We start from the raw sequence: 12,889 nt of genomic DNA on the forward strand, positions 1-12,889 counted from the left end.
CGGCCGCAAGAAGAGCGCACGGGTCACGGCCCGGCTGATCGTGCGCCGGGTCCGTGACCTGGCCGAACCCGCCGTCGTGGGTGAACAGGGCGAACTGTTCCCCGTCTGGCGCTACCACCCGTTCTTCCACGCCAACGCGGCCTGGCTGACCCTGTGGGCGATGACCTACAACCTGCTGCGGGCCACCGGTGCTCTGACCTCCGCCTTCCACGCCAAGGCCACCACCGCCACCCTCCGCGCCCACCTGATCCACGTTCCCGCCCGGACCGCCCGCTCCGCACGGCGCATCACCCTGCACCTACCGAACAACTGGCCCTGGCAGCACGCCTGGACACACCTCTTCGACACCGTCCACGGCCCAGCCGGCTGACCCGAACGTCCCTGCCCACCCCGCCCGCAAGGGCCCAACCGGAACCCAACACGTGGAAACGCTGGGCAGACCAGCCGCTACAGGCTGCCCAATCCAACGGCCGTCCCCCGGACCTCAGCCAGAAGATCACCCTCAGACCACATCGGTGGATCGAGGCTTAGGTGGCTGCGGGGTGCTGTTTGATCAGGGCTCGCGAGAGGATGCCTGCGACTTCCCCGGCACCGGTGTCCAGCGCGGCCAGGTTGGTGGACTCGTCCGGCTCGGTTTGCAGCGTGAATGAGCGCATGTAGCCGCCGAGTTCAGCACGCGTACGTGACTGGTGCGGGTCGAACCTGTCGATCTGGGTCAGTCTGGGATTTGACACACCGATTGCCACGACGATGGGCTCATGCTGGATCAGATCCAGTGCGCCCGTGAACCTCAGCAGGTCGGTGATCTGCTGAGGTAGTGCGTCGTGATCCAGGATTGAACCCAAGCCGTCTCGGGGGAGTGTGGCCCGCAGGGAGATCTGGCCGGTCTTGTGCAAGCGTACTTCCACCAGTTCCCCGGGCTGTGGGGCATCCCACGCACGGGGTCGGCTGGCGGGGATGCTGACGGCTGCATGCGCTTGGGAACTGGACGGCGTCAGGGCAACGTCGTTCTTGACCGCCCCGGTCCGGCGAATCCGGTCCACCAGCGATGTGCCGAACTGCTCTAGTTCCCGGGCCGAGTAGCCAGCGAACCCCACCGGAAGAACATGTACTTCCAGCAGAGGGACGCTAGCGCTGGCTCCGTCACGGGCGTCGTCGAGGCTCCAACGCAAAGAAGCGGGTTGCGTCAACGGCGTGAAGGACAGTGGAGACGGGCCTGACTCCAACTCCTTCACCTTCCGCACGACTTTAGTCATTAGTTCGGCGGTGTCGTGAAAGGAGTCACGGAACACTCCGGTGGCGTAGGCCTGCACGATGCGAGCGAAATTCTGCTGATCGTCCTCGAACGTGACGCCCAGCTTGCGGTAGACCAGACGGGGCTTGCCCGCTGTTTGGGCTGCCACCCACTCGTCGTGCGTGGCCGACTGCCCTGTCTCGGGGAAGACGTGACCGTAGGACGGCCCGAGCAAGAAGAGGCAGACATCTGCAGACTCGAGAGCTGCCAGGCAGGCTTCCCGGCTGGGCGTTGTCTGCGCGGAGAAGTCCTCGAACTGGACTGGGGTGTGCCCGAGAGCGCGAATGAGGCCGCCAAGGGCGTCGCGCTCCTCCTCAAGCCCCTTGCGGACACTGCTGATGAAAATCCTCACGCTACGGTGTCTCCACTGCTCAGGGGTTCCCCGTTGATAGGGAACCGGATGTCTGGTGACTGCGGTATACGGGGGTGCTTCATGGCTGAAGTCTCGGAAGAGGCGATACGCGCCTATTGGAAGGAGCACCGGGAACAGCTACGGCAGTGCGAGGTCCAACGCTCGACGCTCACCAACCTCCTGCTCGTCATCACGGCTGCGTTGAGTGCTCTAATTGTCCAGCAAAAGTTTTCGACTTACGTCATGCCTTTGTGTCTCTTCGTGGCCATGGCCGGAGGGTACGGGGCTGTGGCTGTGTCCAAGTATTACGAGCGGGCCTCTTATCATCTCTGCCAGGCGCGGGCCTTGACTCAAGATCTGGTAGACCGCGGAGTGCTGGGGTCTGACGAAAGACTGGTGCGTGCCAGGGCGGAGCACTACCGCCGATTTCCCCGACTGCATCGCATCCGCCTTCATAGCTTGTGGATGATTTTGCACCTGGCCATCGTTCTGTATGGGCTGTGCCTGCTCAGCGTGTGTGTGGCAGTGGCCTGATGCTGCCCGAAGGACGGAGCGGGCACGAAAAGGGGGTTCACCTTTGCGCGCGTGGCCGGTCGCTGCTCGCAATCTGCCTCGGCCCTGGCTTCTGCTTCGCAGGGAGGACAGTCCGCACAGCGCGTGCGCAAGCCTTCCTCCCGCACAACGTTAGCGTGTACGCCGGGGGCAGGAACTGCAAGTCACCATGGTCTTCACCCTCTTCGGCTGTGTCGTCACGGGCTCCGGGGGGAGGAGATCCATTGACGTGTTGTGGTCGAGTCCTCCCACTGAAAGTCGGTCTCGGCGGGGGGGGGGGGGGAGAGAGAGATGGTCATCGCTCACACTCCGTTCCACAGGCCGCCCGGCGTGAGCCCACCAGGGGCGAAGCCGCGAAGCGTGTCCTGGGCAGAGGTTGGTGGCAGGTGGTGCGACCGACGACGCGGTCACAGCGCTAGCGTTCGATGTGGTAGCGGCTTTGGGAGACGACGGCTTGGCGGAGTTTGGTGGTGAAGTCGGGGGTGCGGGCGATGCGGTCGACGCCGCCGGCCTTGCTCTGGCGCAGTGCGCTCTTGAAGTTCTGCTCCAGGGTGCCCGTCATGCGGGACATGAGCTCGTCGCTGAGGTGGTCGAGGTCGATGTTGAGCAAGTCCCGCGGGCTGGGCTGCCGTAGCCGGGTGAGGGTGTAGGCGGACATGGCAGCCAGCGGGTAGAGCCAGTTCTCGAGGGTTTCGCCCAGGAGCGGCCGGTCTTCGGCATATTGGGTGAGGAAGCCGCGCAGTCGCGTGTGGACGTCGAGGCAGAGGCGGTAGATGTCGAGGTCCTGGCGAGTGGAGAAGATCTTGGCGTAATGCTGGTCGTCCAGGAGCAGCGCGTCCGAGTGGCGTAGCGCGGTGTGTGGCTCGCGCAGGGCGAAGGCGGTGAACTCCCTCGCCATGCGGGCCATGCTGACGACGCGGTCGAGAGGGAATCCGAGGTTGCGGTAGTAGCCGGCGCGGCGTTCGTAGTAGTAGCTGCCAGCGTGCGTGAGGCTCTCCTCGATGTCCTTCTGGATGGATTCGGTGGCCCGTAGGGCGCCGGCCGGCAGCTGGGTCTGGCTGTTGGTGGCTCGGATGATGCGGTCGCGGGCGGTGCCAGATTCGGGCGCGACCACAATCTTGACCAGGAGTGAGCGGTCGCGGTGCTGGCCGCTGCTTTGAATGTAGCTGTAGATCTCGTGGCTGGTCTGCAGTCCGTTGACGATCTGGGGTTCCTTGATGACGATCTTCTTGCCCGCGATCTGGGCGGCATCGGCGACGACGGTGACGCCGTTGTTGAACCACCAGAAGTCCTCGCCAGTACCGGACTTGAGAGTCTGGCCGATGGCGTTGTTCACCGCGGTGGATCCGGCGTAGTCGCGCACGTTGGACTCGAACAGCTCCAGTCGCAGCGCCTCGTTGTCGGAGGTGATGAAGCGGTAGTACTCGTCCAGCCGGGCCAGGCACACGTAGCCCTCACCAAGTGAGGTGCTCATCGGGGTTTCGGTGAACACGAGCTGCGCGACTGCCTTGGCGCCGCGTGCGGTTCGTTCGCGAAGATCGGCAGCGTTGAGGTATTCGAGGTCGGCCGTGGTGTCGGACGTGATCTTCGCGAGTTCCCTGCGTAGCCGGTCTCCCTTGGCCTTGACGTTGGGGTGCGGGGTCTCGGCTGACTTGTTGGCATAGATGACCTTGATGCGGACCTGGGGAAAGGAGGAGGCGAGTTCCTCGAGGACGTGCAAGAAGCGTCGTGTGCGGTCCAGCAGTTTGGCGTTGGTGTGAGCGACCAGCTCCTCCTCATCCCGGTTCATGTCCAGCAGCGTCGGCAGATGGAAGTGCAGCTTCTCGATGACCGTTTCCTGGTAGCCCGAGTTGTTCTTGGCTTGCAGGATCACCAGCTCGATCTTGTCGGCCCGCGGCGACAGGAACTGATGGGCATCTGCGGTGATGTAGCGCTTATCCACGAAGGTCCAGATGCCGTCGATGCCGCAGTCGTGGGCCCCGTCCACGATGCCGTCTGCGATCTCGTCGTTATCGAGATCCCAGTCCTGCAGGGCCTTGTCGGCGGCGAAGAACGTGAAGAAGTCGTCCCTGCCCGTGCCCGGCGCCAGCTTCCGGTGCTGGTCCTCCAGGATTCGGTCCAGCAGCCGCTGGTCGTTGTTCTGCACCGACGTCATGCAACACCCCCACCGCACCATCAGAACCCGGACAAAAGGATGTTGGCAGGTTCGTGCGACGGTGAACACCCCGCGTACTTAGGCGAGTTGACGGGAAACATCTCCATGGAGCTGAGGGCGCAACATGCTGGCACCGGAAAACGGCCGCGTTGAAAGGACAGGCCGCGGTCGCCTTGTGGGATGACTGACGATCGACTGTGGACGGTTCAACCGGGAGGCTGCCTGCGCCGAGCCTCGAGCGGATGGCGCAGCGCGCAATGACCCGGTAGGTGCTTCTACTTGATGGCTCTTGGCCGAAGCGCGACGATGGAGGCAACGGAGCTCGCAACAGCTCCCCTCGATCAGTGAAAGGCGGTGCGTGAGGCGACGAGGCGGTCCGGCGGAGGCCTGAGTTCACAGACTCCTTTACTCGGCCGAGTACGCTCGACACTGACCTCGAAGAACGACCCGTCGTACGCCGCTCGGACCCCACCTGACTGGGGGTCAAGGGGTCGCAGGTTCAAATCCTGTCGTCCCGACCAGCTTAGATGCAGGTCGGAGGCCGTTCTCTCGTTTACGGGAGGGCGGCTTTTCGCCTTCCTGGAGGGCTGGTGGTCGCACTGTGGTCGCAGGCCGGGTTCGGGACTGGCTGGCGGTGGTGCAGGAGCCGGGTGGGGTGGGGGAGCGGAGCCGGTTGAGGGCTTCGCGGAGTCGTTGGATGTGGTCGCGTGGTGGTCGCAGTTGCTTCAGCCGGGCCTGTCGGCCAGCTTGTTGTTCGGCGGCGCCCAGGTGCGTCCCTTCGGTGGCCTCAACCTCTGGCCCGTCTCGTCCTCGAAGCAGATGTGGGCGCCCAGGTGGGCCGCGGTTCTTTTACCTGCGGCCACACCTCGGCCTTCCAAACCTCGATCGCCTCCCCGTCGCGCTCCAGGGCCCGCCGCACGGGAACCTGGGCACTCCAGCCGTGCCGCCGCAGCAGCTTCCACAACGCCCTGGATCGTGTAGCCGACGTGGAACATCCGCCGGATAACAGCTTGACCCGCTTCAGCGTCCAGCCCTGGAACCCGTCGTCGAAGCCGTGCGCGAGCGGACCGCGCCGTAACTCCCGCTCCAGCCGCCCCCACTGCGCAGGACTCAGCCGCTCCACCGACGCCGGCCCCGCCGAACGCAACGCATCGGCACCGCCCTGCTCCCACGCCCGCCGACAGCGCCGCACCGACAGCGCCGTCACCCGCAGAGGGCTCGCAGAAGAACAACATGCGGGCGATCGGTGCGTTGGCCTGCGAAGTCAAGTCTCAGAACCCACAAGTTAATTCCCTGCGAGCCCCGATCCCTCGCAACGGCCTCGGTCTTCTCGCCACGAGCGAACCGCTCAGTCGCCTCGAGGCGCACCCTCTGCCGCTTCTCCTGCCCCCTGGGCGTCAGCCCGCCCCCATGCGCGTACCGCATGACGACGTCGTACCGCAACGATCAAGAACCGTCACACGCGCGGACTCCACGAGTTCAACCGGAGTGATCGTCCCCATTCCCTGCCCGCAGGTTCGCCGAGTCGGCCCCAGTGATGGGGCCGCGTTGGGTGATTAAGTGCTATATGTTCTTGATCGTGCCTTATGTAGCCTTTAGTGTTCGCCGGGAGGGAAGCGCTGCGAGGTCCGAGTCCCGTGCCACCGTCCGGAAGCGAGGTGTGGAGCGCGTGCACGCGAGGTGCGGCTGCCGGCCCGTTTCGGGTCAGAATGGACGTCCCAGAGGGACGCGATGGCTGCGGGCGTTCGCTGTACTGCCGTTGCTGGCGTCGGTGCTCGCCGCTTGTGGCAGTGACGAGGGCTCCGATAGACCCGTCCTCAACTGGTACAACTTCCCCGACGACTCCGGTGCGCTCCAGAAGGCGGCCGACCGGTGCAGCCAGGCATCGGGCGGCCGCTACAGGATCAGCTACAACAAGCTCCCGCGTGCCGCGGACGGCCAGCGCCAGCAGCTCGTACGCAGACTCGCCGCCGAGGACGACTCGCTCGACATCCTGGGCCTGGACGTCACCTGGGCGGCGGAGTTCGCCGAGGCGCGCTGGATCAGGGAATGGACGGGGGCGGCGAAGCAGCAGGCTGTCGAGGGCACGCTGCGCGTACCGCTGCAGACCTCGACCTGGAAGGGCAAGCTGTACGCAGTCCCGTACAACACCAACACCCAACTGCTGTGGTACCGCCAGGACCTGGTGCCCACCCCACCCAGGACCTGGGCCGAGATGCTGGGCATGGCCGACGCCCTGGCCCGGCAGGGCAAACCGCACTTCGTGGAGATCCAGGGCGCCCAGTACGAGGGCCTGACCGTCTGGTTCAACACGCTGATCAACAGTGCGGGCGGCTCCATCCTCAACGCGAGCGCGACCGAGCCCTCCCTCGGTCCTCCTGCCGCGCGGGCCGCCGGGATCATGCGTGATCTGGCGAAGTCCCCGGCCGCGGACCCCTCCCTGCCCAACCAGATGGAGGACCAGAACCGCCTCGCCATGGAGTCGGGGGTGGCGGCGTTCGAGCTCAACTACCCGTTCGTCTATCCGTCGATGAAGGCGAACAACCCCGCACTGTTCAGGAACTTCCGCTGGGCGCCGTACCCCCGGGTCGACGCGAACCGCCCGGCGCGGCCCACCATCGGCGGCATCGATCTGGCCGTGAGCGCCTACTCGCGCCACCCCGACCTGGCCTTCGAAGCGGCCCTGTGCCTGCGCAACCGGGAGAACCAGCTCACCGCCGCCCTCGAGGGCGGTCTGCCGCCCACCCTGCGCGCCCTCTACGACGAGCCCGCGTTCATGAAGGAATACCCCTTCTCCAGGGAAGTGCTGGCCGCCCTGGAGTCGGCGAGCGTGCGCCCGCTCACTCCGGCCTACCAGAACGTGTCGATCGCGGTCTCCCACACGCTGTCTCCGCCGTCCGGGATCACACCGGAGAGCTCCATCGACACCATCAGGGAACAGATCGACGATGCCCTGCGATCCGAGGGTGTGATCCCGTGAACCACCTCCTCCCGCACGACTCCGTCAGCCGGCGCCGCGGTGCTCGGGCCTCGTCCTCGGAGGGCCCGAGATGAGCACGCGGGCGCAACCGGCCGGAGCTCCGCCGCCCCCCGAGGCGGAGACGCAGCAGGCAGGGCCGGACCGGGCGGCACTCTCGGCGGGCGCCAGGCAGGAGCGGCGGCTCGGCTGGCTGCTCTGCGCGCCCGCCGTCGTCGTCATGATCGCGGTGACCGCCTACCCCATCGGGTACGCCGTCTATCTGTCCCTCCAGCGGTACGACCTGCGCTTCCCCGGACGGGCGGAGTTCGTGGGCCTGAGCAACTACGGGGCGGTGCTGTCCTCCCCGTTCTGGTGGGACGCCTTCTGGGTCACGCTGTTCATCACCGCCGTGTCCGTGGCGATCGAACTGGTCCTCGGCATGGGGCTCGCCCTGGTGATGCACCGCACGATCTTCTGGCGCGGCACCGTACGCACCTCAGTCCTCGTCCCGTACGGGATCGTCACCGTCGTCGCCGCCTTCTCCTGGCAGTACGCCTGGACCCCGGAGCTCGGCTACCTCGCCGAGCTGTTGCCCAGCGGAGAGGCCCCCCTGACCGAGCAGTGGCCCGCCCTGTGGCTGATCATCCTCGCCGAGGTGTGGAAGACGACGCCGTTCATGGCCCTGCTGCTGCTCGCGGGCCTCGCGCTGGTGCCCGAGGAGACCCTGAAGGCGGCCATGGTGGACGGTGCCACCGCCTGGCAGCGCTTCACCAAGATCATGCTGCCGCTGATGAAACCGGCCATCCTGGTGGCACTGCTCTTCCGCACCCTGGACGCGTTCCGGATCTTCGACAACATCTACATCCTGACCGCCGGCGCCCAGGACACGGGCTCCTTGTCGATCCTCGGCTACGACAACCTGTTCACCGCGCTGAACCTGGGCATCGGGTCGGCGATCTCGGTGCTGATCTTCATCTGCGTCGCGATCATCGCCTTCACCTTCGTCAAACTGTTCGGCGCCGCCGCACCGGGCGCGGAGGTGAAGCGCTGATGGCCGCAGTAGGAAAGACACATGCCGCCCGATGGGGTGTCATGAACGTGGTGGTGGTGCTGTACGCCCTGTTCCCGGTGTGGTGGATCGCCGCGCTGTCGTTCAAGGATCCCAGCACCCTCACGGACGGCAACTACATCCCCAGGGACTGGACCCTGGAGAACTACCGGGGCATCTTCGACACCTCCGAATTCACCCGCGCACTGATCAACTCGATCGGTATCGCCCTGATCGCCACGGTGATCGCGGTCGCGCTGGGCACCATGGCCGCCTACGCGGTGGCCAGGCTGCGCTTCCCCGGCAAGCGGGTGCTCATCGGCATGTCACTGCTGATCGCCATGTTCCCCCCGATCTCCCTGGTGTCACCGCTGTTCAACATCGAGCGGATCGTGGGGATCTTCGACACCTGGGTCGGGCTGATCATCCCGTACATGACCTTCTCCCTGCCGCTGGCGATCTACACCCTGTCGGCTTTCTTCCGGGAGATCCCCTGGGATCTGGAAAAGGCCGCCAAGGTCGACGGGGCGACACCCGCACAGGCCTTCCGGATGGTCATCGTGCCGCTGGCCGCGCCGGGCGTGTTCACCACCGCAATTCTCGTGTTCATCTTCTGCTGGAACGACTTCCTGTTCGCGATCTCGCTGACTTCCACCGAGTCCGCGCGCACCGTGCCCGCCGCGATCGCGTTCTTCACCGGGAGCTCGCAGTTCCAGCAGCCCACCGGGTCGATCGCCGCCGCCGCTGTGGTCATCACCATCCCGATCATCGTTTTCGTCCTGTTCTTCCAGCGGCGGATCGTCGCCGGACTGACCTCCGGGGCAGTCAAGGGATGAACGGGCCGACCCGGAAGGCATGAAGGCAAGGAGGCACCACCCATGGCCGAGATCATCCTTGAGGGAGTCACCAAGCGTTTTCCCGACGGGGCCCTCGCCGTGAAGGACGTGGACCTCGACATCGCCGACGGCGAGTTCGTGATCCTGGTCGGTCCGTCCGGATGCGGCAAGTCCACCACCCTGAACATGATCGCCGGACTTGAGGACATCACAGAGGGCACCCTGCGCATCGGAGACCGAGTCGTCAACGACCTCGCTCCCAAGGAACGCGACGTCGCCATGGTGTTCCAGAGCTACGCCCTGTACCCGCACATGAACGTCCGGGAGAACATGGGCTTCCCGCTGCGCCTGGCCAAGGTGGACAAGGCCACCATCAACACCAAGGTGGAGGAAGCCGCCCAGATTCTCGATCTGTCCGAGCACCTGGACCGCAAGCCCGCCAACCTCTCGGGCGGCCAGCGCCAGCGGGTGGCCATGGGGCGGGCGATCGTCCGTGACCCCAAGGCGTTCCTGATGGACGAGCCGCTTTCCAACCTGGACGCCAAACTCCGGGTACAGATGCGTACCCAGATCTCCCGGCTGCAGCGGAGTCTCGGCACGACCACCGTGTACGTCACCCACGACCAGACCGAGGCGATGACGCTCGGCGACCGGGTCGTGGTCATGCGGCAGGGCCTGGTCCAGCAGATCGGCGCACCCGCCGAGCTGTACGACTCCCCGCGCAACATCTTCGTCGCGGGCTTCATCGGCTCCCCGGCGATGAACTTCCTGAACGCCACCCTGGAGGCCGGCGTCCTGCGCTCTCCCGTAGGCGATCTGCCCCTCGACGACCGTATGAGGCAGGCACTGGAACGGCAGAACGCGCCCCGCGACGTCATCATCGGGCTGCGACCGGAGGCATTCGAGGACGCGGCCCTGGCGCACGACCGGGACCGGAAGGGCCCGGCCTTCACCGCCACCGTGGAGGTACTGGAGTCGCTGGGCTCCGATGTGTACGTCTACTTCACCGCGGAGGGCGGGCCCGCGACGACAACTGAACTGGAGGAGCTCGCCACGGACTCGGGGCTGCGTGACACCGGCGCCCAGGCCGGGCAGCAAATCGTGGCCCGCCTGGACGCCGCCACGCGTGCCCGCGAGGGCGAACCGGTAGAGCTGCAGGTCGCCATGGCCAAGGCCCACGTGTTCGACCCGGCGACCGGAGCGAACCTTACGCATCCAGTGAGGGCGGACTGACGACGCACGAACGACGACAGCAGTGATCACCTGACGCCTCGTCGGCATCGCCCGACCCTGCCCGCGAGGTCATTCCGATGTCCTGAGACACCTCATTCCGATGCCCTGAGCGACCACATTGTCGTCCGCCAGCGCGAAGGGTCTTCGCAGGCGAGAGCCTGTGGGGGCCCTTTTGCCCACGGGTCGGCCGAGAAAAATGCTTGGACGCCGCGTACGCAGTCGCGGGACACTCCGTTCCCGGTCCGCTCTATTCGTACAGTGACGTGGGCGCCACTCTGTGTGTCCTTCCTGCCGGAGGACTCCCGAGCGGATGCACTCGCGCGAACCGATGCCGTGCGCGGGCGAAGACCACGGCACCTGCCCGCTGGAAAGCACTTGGCGGGCTGCCGTACGACAACACGGGATGGGGATGGAATCGCCTGCATCGCGCGAGGTCCCGCCGGGCAAGGGCCCGGTGCTCCTCGCGCTTCGTCATTACGGACGGGAACTGGCCCGGCTCCGGCGGCTGACGGTGCCGGGCATGCTGCTGCCCGCGCTGGGCAACATCGGCCTCTACTACATCGCGCCGCTGGTCGTCGCGAAGCTCGTCGGCCGTATCGCCGACGACGCCGGCAGCACCGTCGGCTCGGCGCTGCCCTACGTCCTCGGTTTCGCCGGAGTCATGCTGCTCGCGGAGACGCTGTGGCGCATCGGCCTGCACTGCCTGAACCGGCTCGACGCCCTCGGCATCGAGCACCTGTACATCATCGGCATGGACGAACTGTTCGCCAAGGACGCCGCCTTCTTCCACGACAACTTCGCCGGGTCGCTGACCAAGCGGGTGCTGAGCTTCGCCTCCCGCTTCGAGCAGTTCGTCGACACGCTGACGTTCAACGTCGTGGCCAACTTCGTGCCGCTGCTGTTCGGGGCGGTGGTCCTGTGGCGCTACGAACCGCTCCTCGTCGTCGGGCTGTTGGTGATGATCGCGGTGACGGCGCTGTGCGTGGCGCCCCTCATCCGGCGCCGCCAGGTGCTCGTCGGTCAGCGCGAGGCGGCGATCGCCCGGGTGTCGGGTCACGTCGCCGACAGCCTGATGAACATGGACACGGTCCGGGCGTTCGCCGCCGAGGAACGTGAGGCCGCGGAACACCGCTCCCGCGTCGCCGAGTCACGGCGGCTCTCACTGCGGTCGTGGGACTACGGCAACCTGCGCATCGACACGCTGGTCGCGCCCTTGTCCGTGCTGACCAACGTGCTGGGCCTGCTGCTCGCGGTCACGCTGGGCGGGGGTGGGAACGGCGTGGAGGCGGTCGTGGTCGCCTTCACGTACTACACCAACGCGACCCGGATCATGTTCGAGTTCAACCAGATCTACCGGCGGCTTGAAAGCTCGATGACGGAGGCCGCGCAGTTCACCGAACTGCTGCTGACCCCGCCGACCGTGCTCGACCCCGTCTCGCCGGAGCCGCTGCTGCCCCGCGGCGCCGACGTCTGCTTCGACAAGGTGACGTTCGCGCACGCGGGAGCGGAGACGCTCTTCAAGGGCCTCGACCTGACCGTGCCCAGCGGGACGAAGATCGGTCTCGTCGGCCGGTCCGGCGGAGGCAAGACCACCCTCAGCCGGCTGCTGCTGCGGATGACGGACATCGACGCCGGCCGGATCCTGATCGGCGGTCAGGACATCAGCAGGCTGCGCCAGGCCGACCTGCGCAGCCTGATCGCCTATGTGCCGCAGGACCCGGCGATGTTCCACCGCACGCTGCGGGACAACATCGCGTTCGCCCGGCCGGACGCCACCGACGCCGAGATCCGCCGCGCCGCCGAGGCCGCGCACGTCACCGAGTTCGCCGACGCGCTGCCGCACGGCTTCGACACCATGGTGGGCGAGCGTGGCATCAAGCTGTCCGGCGGACAGCGCCAACGGGTCGCCCTCGCCAGGGCGATCCTGCGCGACGCGCCGATCCTGCTGCTCGACGAGGCGACCAGCGCGCTGGACTCCGAGAGCGAACTCCTCGTCCAGGAAGCGCTGTGGCGGCTCATGGAGGGGCGCACGGCGCTCGTGGTGGCGCACCGGCTGAGCACCGTCGCCGGCATGGACCAGCTCGTCGTCCTCGACCGCGGACGGATCGTCGAGCAGGGAACGCACCAGGAGCTGCTCGCGTCGGACGGCGCCTACGCGAAGCTGTGGCAGCATCAGTCGGGCGGCTTCCTCGACGACAGCCCCGCCCGGGCCGACCTGCTGTGAACACGAGCCAGAGGGCTGGCCGAGGGCGAACAGCCGTCCGCCGCCAGCCCTCCAGGTGCCGAGGAGCACGGTCATCTCCACGGTCACGTGGTCGCCCGCCGCAGGGCCCCGCGGCTTGCGCACGGCGTTCCTGAGCGGCAACAGGCAGACGCGGTCCTTCGGAAACTGCGAGGTGGTGAAGTCGATTCCGCCGATCCGGGCCTCGACCGGGATCGCATCCCGGCCTGGTCGCAAAG

At 66.6% G+C, this 12,889-nt stretch carries 10 protein-coding genes and 1 pseudogene; 7 read left to right on the forward strand and 4 right to left on the reverse strand.

What is annotated here, in order from left to right; translation table 11 throughout:
• Window positions 1-370: transposase (locus tag ACTWQR_RS13925; protein ID WP_443227336.1), on the forward strand; the 370-nt coding region annotated here is incomplete at its 5' end.
• A gap of 157 nt (window positions 371-527) precedes the next feature.
• Here ACTWQR_RS13925 and ACTWQR_RS13930 read toward each other — a convergent pair.
• Window positions 528-1,646, reverse strand: a complete 1,119-nt coding sequence (locus ACTWQR_RS13930; RefSeq protein WP_443227337.1) for a DUF4062 domain-containing protein — start codon at window positions 1,644-1,646, stop codon at window positions 528-530.
• An 81-nt stretch (window positions 1,647-1,727) separates the two neighbouring features.
• On the opposite strand from ACTWQR_RS13930, the gene ACTWQR_RS13935 reads away from it, so the two are divergent.
• Window positions 1,728-2,180: a hypothetical protein gene (locus ACTWQR_RS13935; protein WP_443227338.1), complete on the forward strand. Its 453-nt coding sequence runs from the start codon at window positions 1,728-1,730 to the stop codon at window positions 2,178-2,180.
• A gap of 433 nt (window positions 2,181-2,613) precedes the next feature.
• Here the strand turns inward: ACTWQR_RS13935 and ACTWQR_RS13940 are convergent, their stop codons facing one another.
• Both ACTWQR_RS13940 and ACTWQR_RS13945 read right to left on the reverse strand, forming a co-directional pair.
• Entirely contained in the window at window positions 2,614-4,353 is a 1,740-nt protein-coding gene (locus tag ACTWQR_RS13940) for an AIPR family protein (RefSeq protein ID WP_443227339.1), read from the reverse strand.
• Between the two features lie 787 nt (window positions 4,354-5,140).
• Entirely contained in the window at window positions 5,141-5,560 is a 420-nt protein-coding gene (locus ACTWQR_RS13945) for a winged helix-turn-helix domain-containing protein (protein ID WP_443227340.1), read from the reverse strand.
• 564 nt (window positions 5,561-6,124) lie between these two features.
• Here ACTWQR_RS13945 and ACTWQR_RS13950 point away from each other — a divergent pair.
• The 5 genes from ACTWQR_RS13950 (at window position 6,125) to ACTWQR_RS13970 (ending at window position 12,653) form a co-directional block, all read left to right on the forward strand.
• The gene (locus tag ACTWQR_RS13950; protein WP_443227341.1) at window positions 6,125-7,333 is read left to right on the forward strand and encodes an ABC transporter substrate-binding protein; all 1,209 of its coding nucleotides are present in this window, start codon (window positions 6,125-6,127) and stop codon (window positions 7,331-7,333) included.
• A 70-nt stretch (window positions 7,334-7,403) separates the two neighbouring features.
• Complete coding sequence (locus tag ACTWQR_RS13955; RefSeq protein ID WP_328766685.1) at window positions 7,404-8,363, forward strand: carbohydrate ABC transporter permease; 960 nt, start codon at window positions 7,404-7,406, stop codon at window positions 8,361-8,363.
• Entirely contained in the window at window positions 8,363-9,196 is an 834-nt protein-coding gene (locus tag ACTWQR_RS13960; RefSeq protein ID WP_033328427.1) for a carbohydrate ABC transporter permease, read from the forward strand. Before ACTWQR_RS13955 ends, ACTWQR_RS13960 begins: the two co-directional genes overlap by 1 nt.
• A 42-nt stretch (window positions 9,197-9,238) precedes the next feature.
• On the forward strand, window positions 9,239-10,429 hold the full coding sequence (locus tag ACTWQR_RS13965; protein ID WP_443227342.1) for an ABC transporter ATP-binding protein: 1,191 nt from the start codon (window positions 9,239-9,241) through the stop codon (window positions 10,427-10,429).
• Between the two features lie 409 nt (window positions 10,430-10,838).
• Window positions 10,839-12,653, forward strand: a complete 1,815-nt coding sequence (locus ACTWQR_RS13970; protein WP_443227343.1) for an ABC transporter ATP-binding protein — start codon at window positions 10,839-10,841, stop codon at window positions 12,651-12,653.
• A gap of 87 nt (window positions 12,654-12,740) precedes the next feature.
• On the opposite strand, the pseudogene ACTWQR_RS13975 reads toward ACTWQR_RS13970, so the two are convergent.
• Window positions 12,741-12,887: pseudogene (locus ACTWQR_RS13975) on the reverse strand (DUF1905 domain-containing protein); the annotation flags it as partial.
• Between the last annotated feature and the right edge of the window lie 2 nt (window positions 12,888-12,889).

The sequence above is a fragment of the Streptomyces sp. 2A115 genome (genome assembly GCF_052245575.1).
Lineage (GTDB): Bacteria > Actinomycetota > Actinomycetes > Streptomycetales > Streptomycetaceae > Streptomyces.

Bases quoted from the DNA above. Each gene is read 5' to 3' on its own strand.
- ACTWQR_RS13970 (WP_443227343.1), top strand. From the start codon at position 10,839: ATGGAATCGCCTGCATCGCGCGAGGTCCCGCCGGGCAAGGGCCCGGTG.
- ACTWQR_RS13965 (WP_443227342.1), top strand. From the start codon at position 9,239: ATGGCCGAGATCATCCTTGAGGGAGTCACCAAGCGTTTTCCCGACGGG.
- ACTWQR_RS13960 (WP_033328427.1), top strand. From the start codon at position 8,363: ATGGCCGCAGTAGGAAAGACACATGCCGCCCGATGGGGTGTCATGAAC.
- ACTWQR_RS13940 (WP_443227339.1), bottom strand. From the start codon at position 4,353: ATGACGTCGGTGCAGAACAACGACCAGCGGCTGCTGGACCGAATCCTG.
- ACTWQR_RS13935 (WP_443227338.1), top strand. From the start codon at position 1,728: ATGGCTGAAGTCTCGGAAGAGGCGATACGCGCCTATTGGAAGGAGCAC.
- ACTWQR_RS13955 (WP_328766685.1), top strand. From the start codon at position 7,404: ATGAGCACGCGGGCGCAACCGGCCGGAGCTCCGCCGCCCCCCGAGGCG.